Source organism: Algibacter sp. AS12, from assembly GCF_046736315.1.
Lineage (GTDB): Bacteria > Bacteroidota > Bacteroidia > Flavobacteriales > Flavobacteriaceae > Algibacter_B > Algibacter_B amylolyticus.
In genome coordinates this window covers 262,003-282,274 of sequence record NZ_CP151841.1, presented here as the reverse complement: position 1 = coordinate 282,274, position 20,272 = coordinate 262,003, and the positions used below count along the sequence as shown (strand labels likewise).

The window sequence follows — 20,272 nt, the reverse complement described above, 5'->3', positions numbered from 1 at the left end:
CTGTTGTAAATGTACCATCACAATTCAATAAAAACAAATTATTAACGATTTAGATATCAACTAGTTATCAACCGTACTTATTAACTATTGTTAATAAAAAAAGCCTTGAGAGGTCTCAAGGCTTTTAAATACTGCTAATGCAGGTAAACTGTTATTAACGTCTACGCTCTGTAATTCTAGCTTTTTTACCTGTAAGGCCTCTAAAGTAGAATATACGTGCTCTACGTACTTTACCACGTTTGTTAACTTCTATTTTTTGTAATGCAGGTAAATTAACTGGGAAGATACGCTCTACACCAATAGTTCCTGACATTTTTCTAATTGTAAAAGTTTCTGAAGTTCCAGATCCTCTTCTTTGTATCACAACACCTCTAAAAAACTGAGTACGTACTTTTTCGCCCTCTCTAATTTCGTAGAATACTGTTATTGTATCACCAGCTGAAAATTCTGGTAAATCTTTTCTTGTTACAAACTCGTCTTGTACAAATTTTACTAAAGATTCCATATCTTTAAATTTAATTATAATTAATTCAGAACAACATTCACGATTCTCGCCAGAGGTTAACCCGAAATTGGGTGCAAAAATAACTATTAATTAGTAACCTGCAACGTTTTATTTATATTTTTTTTAGGGTGTTTCTTTTTGCTTTATAATACGTGTAAACTTTATGTTTGGAATAAGCAAAAAGTCAGGCTATTCCCTATATCTTTTGGTTTTTTAGTAAACCGAAAGGATGCCGCTACTATCCTTAACACAGTGTAGTACATAAAAAAGCATGTAGGTGCTTAGTTAACCCTATCTGTGCTATGCTTACCAAAATGATTTACAGCGAGTAGTAATAAACCAACTCCAAAAACTAATAAAGAAAAGGCGTTAAAAAAATGCAACGTTACCTGAGCATCAAGTATGGCTTCTGTTCCGTTTTGAGCGGCAATAGCATTATAAATGTATCCGCCAACAAAACCAATAATGTTAAGTAAGGTTCCAACAAATAATAATACAGTTGCTATACTCTTTTTTTTAACTAGTATAACTATGCTTGCTACTAGTATAATGAGTTGCACAAGACCATTAATTATGCCTGCTATAGCAAATTGCATTTGTATATTATCCATGTTTTCTGGTTGGTTTAATCTTCCAATAAATCCGGTCTGCGCTCCTTGGTTCTTAGGTAGGCTTGTTCTTCCCGCCATTTTTCAATTTTTGGTAAGTTACCACCAAACAATAATTCGGGTACTTTCCAACCTTTATAGTCTCTAGGTTTTGTGTAAATAGGTGGCGCTAATAATCCATCTTGAAACGAATCGGTTAGGGCGGAGGTTTCATTACCCAATACACCAGGTATTAAACGTATAATAGAATCGCACAATACAGCAGCTCCTAACTCGCCACCAGATAACACATAATCGCCTATAGAAATTTCGCGTGTTATAAAATGATCGCGCACGCGTTGGTCCACACCTTTATAATGACCGCATAAAATAATTATGTTTTCTTTCATCGATAGATGGTTGGCAATACCTTGTTTTAAGGTTTCGCCATCGGGAGTCATATAAATGACTTCGTCGTAATGGCGCTCTGCCTGTAAAGCCGAAATACATTTATCAATAGGCTCCACCATCATTACCATACCAGCGCCACCACCAAATTGTGTGTCGTCTATAGATTTGTAATTATCGGAAGTGTAATCCCTTAAATTATGGAAATGGACTTCTACCAAACCAGCATCAATAGCACGTTTTAAAATAGAAGCTTCAAATGGACTTTTAAGTAATTCTGGTAAAACGGTTATAATATCTATGCGCATGTTTAATTTTTAAAAAGGCAAAGATAATTTAATTGTTCTATACCTATTATAATTTGAATTGAGATTACTAGAAAAAGTAAGTTTTATTAGGCTTTAGTTTACTCTAAAATTTCATAATCTATATCTAATTTTCGTAAAGCTCTTAACGCAGAACCCGAGTTTTTATCCTTCACCTCAATATCTACCGCGTCGCCTTCTAAAAGAATGTCTGTAAGTTCATTTGATAAAGACGCACCTATACTTAATGAAATCTCTTCAATACATTTGGCTATTGCTCTTTTATCTGGCCTTGTGGCATCGCATGACAGTAAATTTAATTTCATAAGAATAGTTTATTTGTTAGTGCTTATTAAATATGAATCAGAGATTTGTACCACGTTTTTGTAAAAAATAATTTTAATTATTTAAAGGGAAGGTAATACCAACAGCAAATGCTCCAACAAACTGTTTAACGTTTGGCTGAAAGTAATATGTAAATCCTAAATCAACATTATTTTCTTTTCCTAACTCCAGTCCAATTGCAAAAGGAATGTGATAATTAATGCCACTTTTTTCAATATCATAAAAAGCAGTCAATGTTTCAAATTTTCCAATGGAAGACCCTATTCCTAATTCAAAATATGGCGCTATCCATGGAATGGGAGCGCGTAATCTTGCTTTTCCACCAAGTAAAAAGGCTTTTGATTCTGCTTTTTCATTAGTAGGATTGTTATTTAGGTCTTTTCCGTTTGAACTTGTAGAAATGAAACCTGCATAGGGTCTAATTTCAACCCACGATTTAATCTTTAGTACCAATTCTCCTTGCGCGAAAAAGCCATCATCAGCTATGTCGCCAATACTATTGTAGGGAACACTAATACCGTATCCAATTTGAGCATTTATTGATTTTTCTTTTATAAACTGTGCTTCAGCTAAGTTAGACGTTAAAACTAGTATTAATACTATAAGAGTATTTCTCATGCTGTGTTAATGCGTATTACGTGTTTGAAATAGCTTTGGGTTTTTTATAATTCAGATTAAAGGATGGGATTGTTTTTTTTTTTCAAAACCAAGTTATCCTATTATTTGATGGGTTTCAAAGCCACTAACTCTGCAATTTTACAAATCACTTGAGTTGCTTTAATCATACTTTCCACTGGTACATACTCAAAACGTCCATGAAAATTATGTCCGCCAGCAAAAATATTAGGGCATGGTAATCCCATATAACTCAATTGAGAGCCATCTGTACCACCACGAATGGCTTTAATTAAAGGTTCGATTTCTAGTTGTTTCATGGCTTCTTCGGCAATATCCACAATATGCATTACAGGTTCTACCTTTTCGCGCATATTAAAGTATTGGTCTTTAATTTCGGTAAAAATAACTTCTCTACCATATTGGGTATTTAACTCGTTGGTGAGTTTTACCATAACCTCTTTACGTGCCTCAAAATGCTCCATATCATGGTCGCGAATAATATAATGTAAGGTGGTTTCTTCAACATCACCTTCTATATTATGCAAATGGAAAAAACCTTGGTAGCCTTCGGTATGTTCTGGGGTTTCCAAGCGAGGTAAGGAATTAATAAACTCGGTAGCAATATACATGGAATTTATCATTTTATCTTTGGCATAACCAGGATGCACAATTTTACCTTTTATTTTAACAACAGCTCCTGCGGCGTTAAAATTTTCGTATTCTAATTCGCCAATTTGACTGCCATCCATGGTGTAGGCCCATTCGGCCCCAAATTTTTCAACATCAAATTTATGTGCACCTCTACCAATTTCTTCATCTGGAGTAAAACCAACTTTAATAGTGCCGTGTTTTATTTCTGGATGCTGAATTAAATATTCCATAGCCGAAACTATTTCGCAAATACCAGCTTTATCATCAGCACCTAATAGCGTAGTCCCATCGGTAGTTACTAAGGTTTGTCCTTTATATTGTAATAAGTCTTCAAAATAATCGGGCGATAGAACTATGTTTTCAGCTTCATTTAAAATAATATCTTTTCCGTCGTAAGCTTCAATAATCTGTGGGTTTACATTTGCCCCGGTAAAATCTGGAGACGTATCGAAATGAGAAATAAAACCAATTGTTGGCACATCGTGGTCTACATTACTTGGTAAAGTAGCCATTATATATGCGTTCTCATCTATGTTTACATCTTGCATGCCAATGGACTTAAGCTCTTCGGAAAGTTTATTTGCTAAATCCCATTGCTTTTCTGTGCTTGGTGTTGTTTGAGAGTTTGGATCGGATTCTGTATCGATTGTAACGTAACTTATAAAACGTTTTATAATGTGTGCTTTCGAAATCATGTACATGAAGTTTTTAGTAAGAAAAAGAGTTATTTTTCAAGCAACTAATTTACAATTATTACGGTTGATTAACTTCGTGTTGTCTAATTTTTTATTTAGAAGATTTCAACCTATTTTTGCATGAAATTATCTTGGTTTTTGTGTTTCTGCAAAAGGAAGATACCTTCAAATAAATACATTGATGTACAAATTATTACTTCGCCCTCTATTTTTTGCTTTCGATCCAGAAAAAATTCATCACTTCACATTCGATTTAGTAAAGTTTACTTCTAAAATACCGGGTTTTAAAAGTCTTTTTAGAAGCTTATATGTGGTTGAAGACGAAAGATTAAAGCGAAAATTATTGGGACTTACTTTTAAAAATCCGGTAGGACTAGCGGCAGGTTTCGATAAAAACGCGGTTTTGTACAACGAACTAGCCAATTTTGGTTTTGGTTTTATTGAAATAGGAACGGTAACCCCAAAAGGACAAGCCGGAAACCCGAAAAAGCGATTATTCAGATTAAAAGACGATCAAGGCATTATAAACCGTATGGGGTTTAATAATGAAGGTCTTGATGCGGCTATTGTTCAGCTTAAAAAAAATAAAGGTAAACTTATTATTGGTGGTAATATTGGTAAAAACACCGATACCAAACCAGAAGATTATACCAAAGATTACTTAACGTGTTTTAATGCGCTGCATCCTTATGTAGATTATTTTGTGCTTAATGTTAGTTGCCCAAATGTTGGTAGTCATGCTAAACTTAACGATAAAGATTATTTACTAGAGTTAATTAGTGCGGTGCAAAACGCAAACAAAACATTTAGTAAACAAAAGCCAATTGTTTTAAAAATAGCTCCAGATTTAAATAATATTCAACTAGACGAAATTATCGATTTAGTAAAAGAAACAAATCTTGATGGTGTTATAGCAAGTAATACATCTACCGATAGAAGTGGGTTAAAAGCATCAAAAGAAAAATTAGATGAAATTGGAAACGGTGGTTTAAGTGGACAACCTGTAAAAGAAAAAAGTACTCAAGTTATAAAATATCTTTCAGAAAAAAGTAATAAGGCTTTCCCAATTATAGGTGTTGGTGGTATTCATTCGGCAAAAGATGCGCTTGAAAAAATTGATGCTGGTGCAGATTTAGTTCAGGTTTATACAGGCTTTATCTACGAAGGACCAAGTCTTATTAAATCTATAAACAAAGCACTACTTAATAGATAATTATTTAATAAATCTTTTAATTACTCTAGATTTAGAATCCTCTAAAATTAACAAATAAGCTCCTGGAGCTAGTTCGATCACATTAATTGCTTTATTGGATGTCATGCCTTTAGCAAGGATTTGTCCTTGATAATTAATAATTTGATACTGTAGTGCATTATCATTAAGAGACGCTTTTATAAAAATTGAACCGTTAGTAACTGGGTTTGGGTATAATTTAACTTCCGATAATGCATTTATAGTGGCATCGTTTACAGGGTCTGAATCTGTTACAGGTGTTGTAATTCTATCTTTAATAAGTTTGTAATAGGCATGCATTCTGGCAAATTGCTGTTCGCTAAAATGATTTCTGCAACCTCTTCGCGAATACGACATAATGTTTCTAGTATCTGGTTTATAATAATCGCCATTAGAATCGGTAAGTTTGCCTGTGTAATCACAAAAATTATTAATAATGTTATTAGAGAGTTTTGGGTCTGCAGGTGTATCGCATATACCATCGCCATCGGTATCACAGTTACTGCCATCAACTAATTCGGTAGTTTGTTTACTATTATTAGTACCATGTGTATGCTCTAAAGAGAAAAAATGTCCCATTTCATGAGCCAAAGTAGAATTGTTGGTGGCACAACTGTTTTTAATAACAATTACGTTGTTTTTTCCAATACTATTGGTGTAACCACAAAGACTTTCTTCTAGCTCGTTTTCAACATAGTCAATAAAATAGATATTAATAATGTTAGAAACATAATTTGCTTCTATTAAGTTTTTCTCATTTTTCTTATTAAAATGTTCTAACGTATTTTTGTCAATAAAATTGATGTCTTCATAAAAATAGAACTGCATATATGCTTTTGCATAGATTTCGTTGAGATTAGCAATTGTATTTTCAAGACTAGAAATATCTAGTCCGCCAGAACCATCAGAATTCCTAATAATATGGACTTTAATGGGAATTAAGTTTAAGAGTTTTTTAGAAGATTCTTTTTTGCTTAATTTCTTTTGAATGAAATCTTGCTCTAATGCCTTTATTTGAGGTTTTACACTGTTATAAAAGTTTATAGATTCTGTTGTAGAAACAGTTCCACACTGATTTTCCATCTCATTTTGAGTGTATGCAATAGACGTAAGTAGAACTATTGAAAGGAATACGAGGTAATTTCTATGGATTAAAAGTTTCATTGGGGCAAAACATTTTAATCAAATGTATGTGCTCCTTACGTTACCAAAGAATAAAAACGGTGAAGTCTAATTTATAATCGTTTAGGTTAATAAAAACCTCAAAACATATTAATTAATTATCAATTTTCGAGTTGTATGGTTACCATTAATATTAGTTACTCGTATTAAATAGATGCCTTTTTTTAAATTAGATAAGTCGAAATCTATTTTTGATGGACTATTTTTAACTGTAACGTCCTGTATTACACTCCCCAAAACACTGTAAATTTTTACCGTATTAATTTCTGAATTTTGAATATTAGAAATGGTGATTTTTCCTTCTGAAGGATTTGGGTATAATTTTATATTTTCAGGTAAAGCTTTTTGAGTACTACTTAAAGTGGATGTATTATATTGAAACGTTATACTAGCCATTCTATTACTATTAATAGGATAACCCGACAGCATGGAAATTGGTTCCCTAGGGTTTGTTATGGTATTGCTTGATGTGTATTCTGTTCCAGAATCGGTACCAGCATCGTAAGCAAAAACATCTAAGGTAAATGTGTCCTTCCAGCCGTTATTTATACTATTGTTGCCAGAACGCAGATTTAAACTGTTAATAGCAATAAACCAATCGGGGCTGGGTGCAACCATAGATGCTAATGTAATTAACGGGAAATCTTCACTTATTTCAATATTATTTAAAGATGCAGTACTATTATTACCAGCAAAAGGAGCAAAATCCTGTACTAAATATTGATTAGCCTTTCCGGCGGAAATTAAGGTGTTTATTTCATTTTCAAAATTAGTGTTTACACCAATTTCGGCAATATCTTTTATACCGTTTGTTGAAGGCGTAGGAACTCCAAATTCTATAATATCATTGGGGTTTTTATGGGTGGCACCAACCAAAGGAGACCAATGAGCATTATTGGGTAATGTTGTATGTTCGGTAGTATTCCAAATGGTAGTTATAGAAATATTATAATTTGCTACGGATTGCCCAAAAGTATCATGTAAACTGATTATTAAGGCTATGAGTGGAACTATAATATTTCTCATGAAATTATAATTTAGTGGGTATAGTATAGTATTGAGTCGTATTTCAATTTTAAAACTTGCATTCTTAAAAATAATAGTATTTTTAACCATTCAATTCTGATAGGAAATAATGAAAAAACCAGTAAAAATAATTGAATGTCCTAGAGATGCTATGCAAGGTATAAAGCAATTTATACCCACAGCTAAAAAGGTGCAGTATATTCAATCGTTGTTGCGCGTAGGTTTTGATACTATCGATTTCGGAAGTTTTGTTTCGCCAAAAGCCATTCCGCAAATGGTGGATACGGCTGAGGTTCTAGCACAATTAGATTTAAGTAAAACAACGAGTAAATTACTTTCCATTATAGCTAATACTCGAGGTGCTAATGATGCTTGTAAACATCCTGAAATCGACTTTTTAGGGTACCCGTTTTCCATTTCCGAAAATTTTCAGATGCGTAATACGCATAAAACCATTGCCGAATCTGTACATACTCTTCAAGAGATCTTAAACATTGCAGATGCCTCCAATAAGCAAGTGGTTGTTTATATTTCTATGGGATTTGGAAATCCTTATGGAGACCCATGGAATGTTGATATAGTAGGCGAGTGGACCGAAAAGTTGGCAACTATGGGTGTTAAAATTTTGTCTTTAAGTGATACTGTTGGCACCTCTAACGCAGAAAGTATCGATTATTTATTCTCTAATCTAATACCTAAATATCCAAACATAGAATTTGGGGCACACTTGCATACTACGCCAACAACTTGGTTTGAAAAAGTTGATGCAGCCTACAATGCCGGATGTTATCGTTTTGATGGCGCTGTGCAAGGGTTTGGTGGCTGTCCAATGGCAACCGATGAGTTAACCGGTAATATGCCAACCGAAAAATTACTTTCCTATTTTACATCAAAACATAACAATAGTTTAAATGCTATGAGTTTTGAAAGCGCGTATAACGAAGCGTCTAAAATTTTTAAGAATTACCATTAATCGAAATAATTTAAATTTTCATTATCATAATTTGCTGATAATTAATGAAATATTGGTAAATGCGATTTCTTATTTTAATTTATTCTAAATAAAACTTGAATAAGTCTATTTTGGAGCCTATATTTGCAGCTTTAAAAATTCTATTTATAATTAGTCTAATTAAACAGACGGTAAATTACATAAAATGAAAAAAGTATTATTAAGTCTATTTGTAGTGTCAGCTATATTTCAATCATGTTCAAGCGATGATGATGGAAACGGAGAAACTAAAGTTACAGCGCCTTCAACTTACCAATTTACAAGAGAAGGTAATTCTACAGTAAGTTATAGTGGACAAACCACAAGAATTTTAATGGCAGAAGAAGTTGTAGCTGCCTTAAAAGTGGAAACTAATACAGAAGCAACAATAGATGGTATGTTTGCTCACGTTGAAAATGCAAACGATTTTAGCGATGCCGATTTAAATGCTTCAGATAAAAGTGTTAGAAGTAAAGTAGCAGCTTCAACCGATTATTTTTCAGCAAATACAACAGAGGCAAATGAAATTAAAGCGGATTTTGATACTTGGATTGAAGAACAAGTAAACGATGTTTTTCCTAGCTGGAGTGTAACTGCCCAAGCTGGAGTTGCAGGAGCTTTACAACAAGCAGGTGGTGGAACAGTACGTTATATAAATGCGAAAGGTCTAGAATATAATCAAGCCTTTGCCAAAGGTTTAATAGGTGGTTTAATGATCGATCAAATAGTAAATAACTATTTAAGTTCGGCAGTATTAGATGCTGGTACTAATGTAGAAGATAACGACAGCGCAGTTTTAGAAGAAGGTAAATCATACACCACAATGGAGCATAAGTGGGATGAAGCTTTTGGATATTTATACGGAGCTGAAGCCGATGCAACAAACCCGGTTTTAGATGTCGATCAATTTTTAAGCGAATATTTAGATCGTGTTGAAGCCGATGAAGATTTTGCTGGAATAGCATCCACTATTTACGACGCCTTTAAATTAGGTCGTGCTGCCATTGTTGCCGGAGAATATGATGTTCGTGATGCACAAGCAGAAATTATTAAAGGAAATATTTCGGTAATACCAGCTGTAAGAGCCGTGTATTACTTGCAATCTGGAAAAAATAAATTAGGTGTAGATGATGCTTCTGCATTTCACGCTTTATCTGAAGCTTACGGATTTATTTATAGCTTACAATTTACAAGAAAACCAAATACAACTGTACCATATTTAACAAAAACAGAAGTAGATGCTTATTTAGCACAACTTATGGAAGATAATGGTTTTTGGGATGTAACTGCAGATACTTTAGATACCATGTCCGATGAGATTTCTGAAGCATTTGGATTTACAACAGAAGCAGCGGCTAATTAATATTCCTTATTTTTGCAACCGTTTTTAATTTAAAGCAAAACAAAATGATTAAAAAACTTTTTTTAGCAACAGTAGTTCTTGCGCTTGTAGTAGCTTGTAGTTCATCGTCGTCTGATGATAGCCCTACGGTAACAGATAATTTTAATCGTGGTGCCTTATTAACCAATTTGGCCGATAATATTATTATTCCAGCGTTTCAAGACTTATCACTAAAATTAGAAACTTTAAAAACGGATAAAGATGCTTTTATAGCAGATGCAAATCAAACGAATCTGGATGAATTAAGAGCATCGTGGTTAGAGGCTTACAAAGTTTGGCAACATGTTGAAATGTTCAATATAGGCAAAGCTGAAGAGCTTTTGTATGGTTTTCAAATGAATATTTACCCAGTTTCAACAACCGATGTTGAAACTAATATTTCTAATGGCTCTTACGATTTAACACATGCTAATAATAATGATGCCGTAGGTTTTCCTGCAGTAGATTATATGCTAAATGGTGTTGCCGGTAATGATGCAGATATTTTAGCTAAATATGAAGATGAAAAGTACAAAACGTATTTATCAGATTTAGTTAATCAAATGGAAAGCTTAACGAATACCGTTTTAACCGATTGGACGTCTACATATCGGTCAACGTTTATTAGTCAAACGTCTAATACAACAACAAGTGCTGTAAATAAATTTGTTAACGATTTTATTTTTTATTTTGAAAAAGGACTAAGAGCTAATAAATTTGGAATTCCAGCGGGTGTGTTTTCTACAGATCCTTTAGCAGAAAAAGTGGAAGCTTTTTATAATCAAGAGGTTTCAAAAACACTGGCTTTAGAAGCTTTATTGGCAACTCAAAATACATTTAATGGAACATACTATTCCTCAAGTGTAAAAGGTGAAAGCTTTAGCTCTTATTTAAATGAGTTAGATAGAAGCGATTTAGCCGCTCTAATAAATACTAGGTTTGATAATGCTAGAGAAAAAATTAATCTATTAGATAATAATTTTTATAGTCAAGTTACTACAGATAACACTAAAATGACTGAAGCTTATGATGCACTTCAATTAGCAGTTGTATCTTTAAAGGTTGATATGCTGCAAGCATTTAATATTAATGTAGATTACGTTGATGCCGATGGCGATTAAATAAAACATAAACATTATTAAAAAGGTTGTCTATTAAAAAAGGCAACCTTTTTTTGTAATTTCATAACCTGTAAGGTTTCTAAAATCTTGTAGGCTTCATTTTATAAAAGCGTGTTAAACATAAAAACATATCTAAACAAAACTACAAATGCAGCTCCATTGGCTGTATTTCGTGTTTTATTTGGTGTTATGATGTGTTTTAGCATAATTCGTTTTTGGTATCACGGCTGGATAGAAACACTTTACATCCAACCAAAACTTCATTTTACGTATTATGGTTTCGAATGGGTTAAGCCATTAGGCGTTTACACTTATGTGGTTTTTGTTATTTGTGGACTTTCGGCTTGTTTTGTTGCACTTGGTTTAAAGTATAGGTTGGCTATAATCACGTTTTTTTTGAGTTTTACCTATATCGAGTTAATGGATAAAACTACCTATCTAAATCATTATTACTTTATATCCTTATTAAGCTTTTTAATGATTTTTTTACCGGCCAATGCTTATTTTTCGGTGGATAACATTTTTCGTAAAAAGAGTTATAACAATATCCCTAAATGGACTATTGATAGTGTGAAACTCTTATTAAGCATAGTCTATTTTTATGCAGGTTTAGCCAAATTAAATAGCGATTGGTTGCTAAAAGCACAGCCTTTAAAAATCTGGTTGCCTTCAAAATACGATTTACCGTTTATTGGTGATACCTTAATGCATCAAAATTGGTTTCATTATGCCATGAGTTGGAGTGGTGCTTTATACGATTTAAGTATTCCGTATTTATTACTTTACAGAAAAACGCGTGTTTTTGCCTTTGCTTTAGTGGTTATATTTCATGTGTTTACTCGCGTGTTATTTCCTATTGGCATGTTTCCGTTTATTATGATTGTGTCTACTTTAATTTTTTTCGATGCCGGTTTACATCGTAAAATTATCAGCTTTATAAAACGTATACTACCTTCTAAAAATTCTAAATATTCAATTGTACAACACAGTGTTTATAATTATAAATTCAGAAACCCCATAACTGCAGTTTTAGGATTGTTTTTTATTGCGCAGTTGCTGCTCCCTTTTAGGTATGCGCTATACCCAAACGAATTGTTTTGGAGCGAGGAAGGCTACCGTTTTTCATGGCGTGTTATGCTAATGGAAAAAATGGGTATTTCAACATTTAAAATTGTAGACTCAGAAACGGGCGAGTTCTTCTACGTGAATAACAAAGATTTTTTAACCCCATTTCAAGAAAAGCAAATGAGTGCCCAACCCGATTTTATATTGGAGTACGCACACTACTTAGGGGATCATTTTACAGCGCAAGGGCATAAAAATGTACAGGTGTTTGTAGAAAGTTATGTGGCTTTAAATGGCAGATTAAGCGCGCCTTTAATAGATAAAACCGTAAATTTGTACGCCGAAAAAGAATCATTTAAACCAAAACATTGGATTTTACCATTTAAGGATGACATTAAAGGACTTTAAAATTATAATAGCGCTACTTTTTAGTGTTTCTGTGTTCTCACAACAAGAAGTTTCAGGAACGGTAATTTTTTCAGAAACAAAGCAACCCATTACCGATGTTAAGGTTTACGATAAGGCTTCAGGTGTGTTAGCAACAACCAATGCCTCAGGCTATTTTCAGTTTCAAACCAATAAAAAAGAATTAACTCTAGTGTTTTTTTCGTTTGAATATGAGGTTGAAGAAATTACAATTACTCCCGAAACCAATTCAGAATTACAAATAATATTAAAGGATTTAACTCAAAATTTATCCGAAGTTGAAATCACCGCAAGAAAGCAACGTGTTTTCGAATTACAACGCTTAAAGGATGTTGAAGGAACGGCTATTTATGCAGGTAAAAAAACCGAGGTGGTTTTGGTAGAGCAATCTATGGCTAATTTGGCGGCAAATAATGCGCGACAAATATACAGTCAGGTAGCAGGTTTAAATATTTATCAAAACGACGATGCGGGTTTACAACTTAATATTGGTGGCCGTGGGTTGGATCCTAACCGAACTGCAAATTTTAATACCCGTCAAAATGGATACGATATTAGTGCCGATGTTTTGGGGTATCCAGAAAGTTATTATACACCAGCTTCTGAGGGATTATCGGAAATTCAAGTTATTCGTGGTGCAGCATCTTTGCAATACGGTACCCAGTTTGGAGGCTTAATAAACTTTAAAATGAAATCGCCTAACCCAAACAAACCTTTAGAGGTAATTACCAGAAATACACTGGGGAGTTTTGGGTTGTTCACTAATTTTACGAGCTTTAGTGGTACACAAGATAAATTGAGTTATTATGCTTTTGTTAATTATAAGAAAGGCGATGGTTTTAGACCTAATTCAAAATTCGAGTCGGTAAATACCTATGCGCATATTGGCTATCAATTTAACGAGAAAACAAAATTAGAAGGCGAAATAACCTATTTAGATTACTTAGCGCAACAAGCAGGTGGTTTAACCGATGCCATGTTTAATGAAAATCCATTACAAAGTAACCGCGAGCGCAATTGGTTTCAGGTTAACTGGCTACTTTATAATTTAAAACTTGCCCACGAATTCTCAGAGCAAACAAACTTTACCTTTAACTTTTTTGGTTTAAATGCGTCTAGAGATGCATTAGGTTTTAGAACCAATAGAGTAAGCCAAGTAGATTCTGGTACCGAACGCGATTTAATAAAAGGCGATTTTAATAATTTTGGTTTCGAGTCTCGGTTACTTACCAAATACAAAGTGTTTAATAAAGATGCCACCTTTTTAATTGGTGCTAAGTTTTACAAAGCCAAGAACTATCAGCAGCAAGGTCCAGGAACAGATGGTAGTGATGCTAATTTTTCGTTGGCTTCAGATGAGTTTCCTAATTATCCTAGCCAATCGCAATTCGATTTACCTAACTTGAATACCTCTGTTTTTGGTGAAAATATTTTTTATGTAACCGATAAGTTTTCGGTAACCCCAGGTTTCAGATTCGAATATATAAAAACGCAAAGTGAAGGGGTTTATAAAAACATAAATACCGATGCGGCTGGCAATGTTATTTTTGAGGAATCGGTTGAAGATAATCAAAACTTCGAGCGTTCGTTTGTTTTATTAGGCCTAGGACTAAGCTACAAGCCTAATACCAATTTTGAAGCCTATGGTAACGTGTCACAAAATTACCGTTCGGTAACCTTTTCAGATATAAATATTGATAATCCTGCATTTTTAATTAGTCCAGATATTACAGATGAAGAAGGGTTTACAACAGATTTAGGTATTCGTGGAAACTATAAAAATACAGTGTCTTACGATTTAGGTGTTTTCGGACTATTTTATAAAGAAAGAATAGGTTTTGTAACTATTGTTGATACCGATGGTAGGATAAAAAACGAGCGTGGTAATATTGGAGATGCTGTTATGTATGGTGTAGAATCTTTATTCGATTTTAATTTGAAGAAAATTATAGGTTTAAATAACAATTTTAAGCTTAATTATTTTGTAAACACCTCGGTTATAAACTCAGAATATACAGCTTCAGAAAAAGGAGGCATTAAAGGAAATAAAGTAGAGTTTGTTCCAAATTTGAATTTAAAAATGGGACTTAACGGTGGCTATAAAAATATCTTAGGCAATATTCAATACAGCTATTTAGGTAGCCAATTTACCGATGCTACAAACTCGGTAACTGCTAGTGAAAGTGGCGTAGTAGGCGAAATTCCAGAATACGATATTTTAGATGCATCGGTGTCTTACAGCTACAAAAATTTCAAACTAGAAACGGGAATAAATAATCTGTTAGATAATAGCTATTTTACCAGAAGAGCAACCGGTTATCCTGGACCTGGAATTATTCCTTCGGCACCAAGAAACTGGTATACTACTTTGCAAATAAAATTCTAAATCACTTTAAGTTTTTTTTAACATAATTAAGGTTAAACCTTTTCTCACTGTAGTGGTCTAATTTTCCAACCAATACAACTAAACCACCTTGAAGAATTTTTTAATTTTAACAGTATTATTCTTTTCCACCACTTTATTTGCTCAAAAATTTACCGCCGAAGGTATTGTTAAAGATCAATCGGACTTTGTACTTGAGGGCGCAACCGTATACTTTCAAAGTATAAAAGATAGTGTGCCTATAGCTTATGGTATTACTAATAAAGATGGAAGGTTTTCCATAAATGTAAATACCGAAGAGGATACTAAAACAATTTTTAATATTGCTTACTTGGGGTATAAACCTTATAAGAAGGATGTAGATGTGCCGGCAGGCGATGCCTTAAAAATGGGTGTTATAGTCTTAGAAGATCAAGTTGAGAGTTTAAATGCTGTGTCCATTATTACACGGTCGCCACCCGTAGTTATTAAAAAGGATACTATAGAATATAATGCCGATAGTTTTAAAACACTACCTAACGATAAGGCAGAAGATTTACTTAAAAAATTACCAGGTATAGAAATAGATTTGGATGGTAATATAACCTATAATGGTGTTGAGGTAGAGGCGATTAATGTAGATGGCATGAGCTTTTTTGGCGAAAAGAATGGAGAAATAGCATTAAAAAACTTACCGAGTAACGTTATTAGTAAAGTTCAAGTTTCAGACTATAAAACCAATATGCAAAAGTTTACTGGTGAGGAATCTGATTCTGGTACAAAAGAAATTAACCTTAAAATTAAAAAGGGTAAAAATAGAGCATCCTTCGGCGATGTTAAAGCAGGCTATGGCACCGACGATAAATATCAGGCTAATGCAAATGTTTTTCAGGTTATAGATGGCAAGCAGCTAGGTATTATTGGTGGTACCAATAATATAAACATGTCGCGTGGCTTTAATGCGCTACCCGATACCGATACGAGTAACGGTTACATGAAATCCGATTTTATTGGAGCCAACTACACCAAAGGGAAATGGAATGAAACCCGAGTAAACGGAAATTACAGATACAGTGCCCAAAATAACGATCGGGCACAGGTAAGTTACAGGCAGAATTTTTTACCTAATTTAAACTATAATACTAATTCTGAAAGTAAGAGTTTTAATGATTCCGATAAGCATCAAGCTGGAGCCGATTTAAAATTTATAATCAAGCCTAAAAACAAGTTGTCCAAAAAACGAGTACAGCTTTCAAACGAAATAGATTTTAATACGTCAAATAACGATTCGGGTTCAACGTCCTCAAAAACCTCTGAATCTACTGATGGCGATTTAATTAGTGATTATACATCACAAAATCAATCAAGTTCTTCTAGTTACAATCTTAATAATGAGTTTAGGGTAACCACAATTACAGGACAAGGACGCGATTATTTAAACATAAGTTTAGATACCGATTTTAGTAAAGGCATGTCCGATAGCGAAAAATTTTCAGAAAACATTCTATACAACAGGAATGAAACCATTACACAAAATCAAATAACTAATAACGATAATAATAGCAGTAATATTAGGTTAAATGCCCTTTGGAGTAAAGAGTTGTTTACCGATTTTAGAATTATGCCGCGATATTACGTGGCTGTAAATGCTCAAAATAATGAGAAGTATGTTTATGACTATAATGAAGTTTCAGAGGCATTCGATGATTTTAACGACATATTAAGTTCAGAAAGTAAATACACAACTACTACAGTAAGACCTGCTTTAAAATTAAGATACGAGTTTAAAGATTTCCGTTTTGAGGTAGAAGGGGCGTTTACAAACACCTACCGTAATTATAGAGATCGTTTAGTTGTGGCTCGAGATTTTAAAGCCGATTTTGAATATGCAACGTATTCGGCAAGAATACGATATCGCGATAAAAACGGTTATAAAAATATTAATTTAAGGTATAATCAAGGTATCAGTTTGCCCTCTGTAAGTCAGTTACAACCTGTTCAAGATGTTAGCGATATTACACATATTCGTGTTGGTAACCCGTTTTTAAAACCAGAATTAAGTCATAATTTAAGGTTCGATTATCAGAATAATTTAGCATTTCATAACATCAATATTACGGGTAACGCTAGGGCAGATTTTGTTCAAGATAAAATAATAAATTCCACCACTACCGACGACGATTTAAACAGGTTTACCACCTATAGTAATACCAATGGCGATTATTCACTATCTGGTAATGTGGCTTTTTCTAAATCATATTTTAGTAAAAAGACCAATATTAATCTTAATGTGCGTTTAAACGGAAGTTATAAAAACACTTTATCTCAACAAAACGGTATTTTATTTACCGCTAAAACAACTAATATTAGGCCATCGGTTTCTTTTAAATATTCCTATGATAAAAAGGTAGATTTTAGTGCAGCCTATAGTTACTCGACTACCGAAAGTGTTTTTGATACCGATGTTTTTAATGGTAACGACTTTTTTGTTCAAAATTTAGATTTAGAAGCATCCATATTTTTCTTAAAAAATGCGTTTCTAACCAATAAAGTGTCCTATCGTTATAACAGTAGGGTAGGCGATGCATTTGATGGCGATGCTGTATTCTGGAATGCTGGTTTGGGTATCGAGCTATGGGATAATCAGGCCACTTTAACTCTAGTTGGTTACGATATGTTGGGTAAAAACAATGGCTACAGACGTACCGTAACGGAAACCTATATTCAGGATGTGGAAAACAAAATTTTAGAGCAGTATTTCATGCTTAATTTTACTTATAAATTCGGGACTTTTGCAGGACAAAAAATGAATGTAAACGGTAATCGTGGTGGCGGTCGCGGTTCTAGAGGTGGCGGCGGAAGACGCGGTTAATTTTTACTAATAACTAAGAATATTAGCCTTTTGAGTAAATGTATTGCAAAATTCATTTACTTTTATTGGATGTTTCGATGGGTCTTTCTATTTGTATTAGTCATTTTTTGTACTTCAGTTTATGCTAAGGAGTGGGCTAATTTAAAAACCTACCAAAAAGCCACAAAGACTAAAGGTTTAATAGCTTCGGATTGGTTACAAAAAGATCGTACTAATAACACCCAAGTTTGGCAAAGTGCCAATAGCCATAACCTTAAACATAACGGTTATAAGGAGTATGTAAATATTGAGCAACGACGTGATTTTTATGAGTGGTTTAAAGGCGTTATCCGTAAAAAAGGACACGAGGTATATTGGGTAACCATGGCACATTTTATTTCTAGAAAAATGCGCCTTTTTAAGGCCTTTCCTTATACCTTGTTTTTGAATAAAAACGTAAAGTATTATGCCGAATTGGGGAACGAAACGGTTTTTAACAAGGCGTTCTTAAAACTGAAGGAGTTACAGGAATCGACTCTTGTTTTAAAGGGTGAAGCTGCTGTAAACTGGGATCATGCTATTTTAAAAGCAGAACAACATAACTGGATTCAAGAAGTATATCAGGTTATGGATGCTAAAAGTTTAAAAACCTTAAAACGTATTGCAAAAGGGAAAGGTTTATACAGCGTTGTTGTTCCTAAATCCATCCGGTTTACTGGCGAATTAGCTAATCCAAAAGACCGCTTTAACTACGCTATAGAGGTTCTTAAACCATATTGTAAAAACAGATGCAAAACTTAACACAATATCTTATAATTTAGTCGTATATTTGCATGCAATTATAACTATAATTGCATCATGACTGCACACGAAAACAAAATTGTCGGAGAAGGTTTAACTTATGACGACGTTCTATTAGTTCCAGCTTTTTCTGAAGTACTTCCAAGAGAAGTAAGTATACAAACAAAATTTACACGTAACATTACAATTAATGTCCCTATTATTTCGGCTGCCATGGATACGGTTACCGAAAGTAAAATGGCTATTGCCATGGCGCAAGAAGGTGGTATTGGTGTGTTACATAAAAATATGTCTATTGAGGCGCAAGCACAAAAAGTTAGAAAAGTAAAGCGTGCAGAAAGCGGAATGATTATAGACCCTGTTACGTTACCGCTAACGGCAAAAGTAAAGCATGCCAAAAAGTTTATGGCAGAATATAGTATAGGTGGTATTCCTATCGTGGATGAAGACGGGACTTTAAAAGGTATTGTTACCAATAGAGATTTACGTTTCGAGCACGATAACAAAAGACCAATTGTTGAGGTAATGACAAGTGAAAACTTAGTAACTGCATCCGTTGGAACTTCTTTACAAGATGCCGAATTAATTCTACAAAAACATAAAATTGAAAAGTTATTAATTGTTGACGATAACTTTAAATTATCTGGTTTAATTACCTTTAGAGATATTACGAAATTGAGTCAGAAACCAAATGCTAATAAAGACCAATATGGTCGTTTACGTGTTGCAGCAGCATTAGGTGTTACAGCAGATGCGGTAGAAAGAGCAGAAGCTTTAGTAAATGCAGGTGTGGATGCTGTTATTATCGATACGGCACACGGACATACCAAAGGTGTGGTTGATGTTTTAAAGGCCGTAAAAGCGAAGTTTCCTAAATTGGACGTTATAGTTGGAAATATAGCAACAGGTGCCGCAGCTAAATATTTAGTGGAAGCAGGAGCCGATGCTGTTAAAGTGGGTATTGGTCCAGGATCTATCTGTACAACTCGTGTGGTTGCAGGTGTTGGATTTCCTCAGTTTTCTGCAGTATTAGAGGTTGCAGCAGCTATAAAAGGAAGTGGTGTTCCGGTAATTGCAGATGGTGGTATTCGTTATACAGGCGATATTCCTAAGGCTATTGCTGCTGGTGCAGATACCGTTATGTTAGGATCGTTATTAGCAGGAACAAAAGAATCTCCGGGAGAAACTATTATTTACGAAGGTAGAAAGTTTAAGTCGTATCGTGGTATGGGATCGGTTGAGGCTATGAAAAAAGGTAGTAAAGACCGTTATTTCCAAGATGTTGAAGATGATATTAAAAAACTAGTACCAGAAGGTATTGTAGGGCGTGTACCTTACAAAGGTGAGCTAAACGAAAGTATCCACCAATTTGTTGGTGGTTTACGTGCTGGAATGGGATACTGCGGAGCAAAAGATATTGAAACTCTTAAAGAAAGAGGACAGTTTGTAAAAATTACCTCTAGCGGAATTAACGAAAGTCACCCGCACGATGTTACGATTACAAATGAATCTCCTAATTATTCTAGATAGGTTTCATAGTGATATACTATTATTAAAAAAGCTACACCGTTTGGTGTGGCTTTTTTGTTTTGGAGCGGTTTGTTTATTGTTTTTCAAAGATAAGAAAGCGTTTGTAATGTTTTATATCTGAAGTAAAACGAAGTTAGTATTATTTAAAATTAGAAGCAAACCAAAGAGTTGTTATTAAGATATATAGCCAT

Annotated in this window: 17 protein-coding genes; 9 read left to right on the top strand and 8 right to left on the bottom strand. The window is 33.8% G+C overall.

Annotated features, from left to right (window positions below; translation table 11 throughout):
• Positions 1–154: 154 nt before the first annotated feature.
• The 6 genes from rplS to pepT all read right to left on the bottom strand — a co-directional run bounded on the left by rplS (position 155) and on the right by pepT (position 4,114).
• On the bottom strand, positions 155–505 hold the full coding sequence (gene rplS / locus AAFN75_RS01100) for a 50S ribosomal protein L19 (protein ID WP_144117913.1): 351 nt from the start codon (positions 503–505) through the stop codon (positions 155–157).
• A gap of 281 nt (positions 506–786) precedes the next feature.
• Positions 787–1,116, bottom strand: coding sequence for a hypothetical protein (locus AAFN75_RS01095; protein ID WP_411807864.1), 330 nt, complete (start codon positions 1,114–1,116; stop codon positions 787–789).
• Between the two features lie 14 nt (positions 1,117–1,130).
• Positions 1,131–1,808 carry a tRNA (guanosine(37)-N1)-methyltransferase TrmD gene (gene trmD / locus AAFN75_RS01090; protein WP_411807863.1) on the bottom strand — a complete coding sequence of 226 codons (678 nt, stop codon included), beginning with the start codon at positions 1,806–1,808 and terminating at the stop codon, positions 1,131–1,133.
• Between the two features lie 98 nt (positions 1,809–1,906).
• On the bottom strand, positions 1,907–2,131 hold the full coding sequence (locus AAFN75_RS01085) for a hypothetical protein (RefSeq protein WP_411807862.1): 225 nt from the start codon (positions 2,129–2,131) through the stop codon (positions 1,907–1,909).
• A 73-nt stretch (positions 2,132–2,204) separates the two neighbouring features.
• A complete protein-coding gene (locus tag AAFN75_RS01080; RefSeq protein ID WP_411807861.1) occupies positions 2,205–2,768 on the bottom strand; it encodes a hypothetical protein in 564 nt (187 codons plus the stop codon).
• 101 nt (positions 2,769–2,869) lie between these two features.
• Positions 2,870–4,114 (bottom strand): peptidase T, encoded by a 1,245-nt coding sequence (pepT, locus tag AAFN75_RS01075; RefSeq protein WP_411807860.1) that lies wholly within the window; start codon positions 4,112–4,114, stop codon positions 2,870–2,872.
• A gap of 181 nt (positions 4,115–4,295) precedes the next feature.
• Between pepT and AAFN75_RS01070 the strand changes: the two genes are divergently transcribed.
• Positions 4,296–5,327, top strand: a complete 1,032-nt coding sequence (locus tag AAFN75_RS01070) for a quinone-dependent dihydroorotate dehydrogenase (RefSeq protein WP_411807859.1) — start codon at positions 4,296–4,298, stop codon at positions 5,325–5,327.
• Here the strand turns inward: AAFN75_RS01070 and AAFN75_RS01065 are convergent, their stop codons facing one another.
• The gene (locus tag AAFN75_RS01065) at positions 5,328–6,509 is read right to left on the bottom strand and encodes a zinc-dependent metalloprotease (RefSeq protein WP_411807858.1); all 1,182 of its coding nucleotides are present in this window, start codon (positions 6,507–6,509) and stop codon (positions 5,328–5,330) included.
• A 108-nt stretch (positions 6,510–6,617) separates the two neighbouring features.
• Positions 6,618–7,553, bottom strand: coding sequence for a spondin domain-containing protein (locus AAFN75_RS01060; protein ID WP_411807857.1), 936 nt, complete (start codon positions 7,551–7,553; stop codon positions 6,618–6,620).
• 109 nt (positions 7,554–7,662) lie between these two features.
• On the opposite strand from AAFN75_RS01060, the gene AAFN75_RS01055 reads away from it, so the two are divergent.
• From AAFN75_RS01055 to guaB, 8 genes are all read left to right on the top strand, one after another.
• Positions 7,663–8,526, top strand: a complete 864-nt coding sequence (locus AAFN75_RS01055) for a hydroxymethylglutaryl-CoA lyase (protein WP_411807856.1) — start codon at positions 7,663–7,665, stop codon at positions 8,524–8,526.
• A gap of 184 nt (positions 8,527–8,710) precedes the next feature.
• Positions 8,711–9,907, top strand: a complete 1,197-nt coding sequence (locus tag AAFN75_RS01050; protein WP_411807855.1) for a DUF4856 domain-containing protein — start codon at positions 8,711–8,713, stop codon at positions 9,905–9,907.
• 44 nt (positions 9,908–9,951) lie between these two features.
• On the top strand, positions 9,952–11,046 hold the full coding sequence (locus AAFN75_RS01045; protein WP_411807854.1) for an imelysin family protein: 1,095 nt from the start codon (positions 9,952–9,954) through the stop codon (positions 11,044–11,046).
• 111 nt (positions 11,047–11,157) lie between these two features.
• Entirely contained in the window at positions 11,158–12,519 is a 1,362-nt protein-coding gene (locus tag AAFN75_RS01040; RefSeq protein ID WP_411807853.1) for an HTTM domain-containing protein, read from the top strand.
• A complete protein-coding gene (locus AAFN75_RS01035) occupies positions 12,500–14,923 on the top strand; it encodes a TonB-dependent receptor domain-containing protein (protein ID WP_411807852.1) in 2,424 nt (807 codons plus the stop codon). Before AAFN75_RS01040 ends, AAFN75_RS01035 begins: the two co-directional genes overlap by 20 nt.
• An 88-nt stretch (positions 14,924–15,011) precedes the next feature.
• A complete protein-coding gene (locus AAFN75_RS01030; RefSeq protein ID WP_411807851.1) occupies positions 15,012–17,771 on the top strand; it encodes an outer membrane beta-barrel protein in 2,760 nt (919 codons plus the stop codon).
• 30 nt (positions 17,772–17,801) lie between these two features.
• Complete coding sequence (locus AAFN75_RS01025) at positions 17,802–18,551, top strand: Insecticidal toxin complex protein (protein ID WP_411807850.1); 750 nt, start codon at positions 17,802–17,804, stop codon at positions 18,549–18,551.
• Between the two features lie 57 nt (positions 18,552–18,608).
• The gene (gene guaB, locus AAFN75_RS01020) at positions 18,609–20,081 is read left to right on the top strand and encodes an IMP dehydrogenase (RefSeq protein WP_411807849.1); all 1,473 of its coding nucleotides are present in this window, start codon (positions 18,609–18,611) and stop codon (positions 20,079–20,081) included.
• Positions 20,082–20,272 lie beyond the last annotated feature (191 nt).

What these genes read in the sequence shown, in the direction of transcription:
- AAFN75_RS01035 (WP_411807852.1), top strand. Translation starts at nt 12,500, where the DNA reads ATGACATTAAAGGACTTTAAAATTATAATAGCGCTACTTTTTAGTGTT.
- rplS (WP_144117913.1), bottom strand. Translation starts at nt 505, where the DNA reads ATGGAATCTTTAGTAAAATTTGTACAAGACGAGTTTGTAACAAGAAAA.
- AAFN75_RS01045 (WP_411807854.1), top strand. Translation starts at nt 9,952, where the DNA reads ATGATTAAAAAACTTTTTTTAGCAACAGTAGTTCTTGCGCTTGTAGTA.
- AAFN75_RS01095 (WP_411807864.1), bottom strand. Translation starts at nt 1,116, where the DNA reads ATGGATAATATACAAATGCAATTTGCTATAGCAGGCATAATTAATGGT.
- pepT (WP_411807860.1), bottom strand. Translation starts at nt 4,114, where the DNA reads ATGATTTCGAAAGCACACATTATAAAACGTTTTATAAGTTACGTTACA.
- AAFN75_RS01080 (WP_411807861.1), bottom strand. Translation starts at nt 2,768, where the DNA reads ATGAGAAATACTCTTATAGTATTAATACTAGTTTTAACGTCTAACTTA.
- guaB (WP_411807849.1), top strand. Translation starts at nt 18,609, where the DNA reads ATGACTGCACACGAAAACAAAATTGTCGGAGAAGGTTTAACTTATGAC.
- AAFN75_RS01085 (WP_411807862.1), bottom strand. Translation starts at nt 2,131, where the DNA reads ATGAAATTAAATTTACTGTCATGCGATGCCACAAGGCCAGATAAAAGA.
- AAFN75_RS01055 (WP_411807856.1), top strand. Translation starts at nt 7,663, where the DNA reads ATGAAAAAACCAGTAAAAATAATTGAATGTCCTAGAGATGCTATGCAA.
- AAFN75_RS01065 (WP_411807858.1), bottom strand. Translation starts at nt 6,509, where the DNA reads ATGAAACTTTTAATCCATAGAAATTACCTCGTATTCCTTTCAATAGTT.
- AAFN75_RS01060 (WP_411807857.1), bottom strand. Translation starts at nt 7,553, where the DNA reads ATGAGAAATATTATAGTTCCACTCATAGCCTTAATAATCAGTTTACAT.
- AAFN75_RS01070 (WP_411807859.1), top strand. Translation starts at nt 4,296, where the DNA reads ATGTACAAATTATTACTTCGCCCTCTATTTTTTGCTTTCGATCCAGAA.
- trmD (WP_411807863.1), bottom strand. Translation starts at nt 1,808, where the DNA reads ATGCGCATAGATATTATAACCGTTTTACCAGAATTACTTAAAAGTCCA.
- AAFN75_RS01050 (WP_411807855.1), top strand. Translation starts at nt 8,711, where the DNA reads ATGAAAAAAGTATTATTAAGTCTATTTGTAGTGTCAGCTATATTTCAA.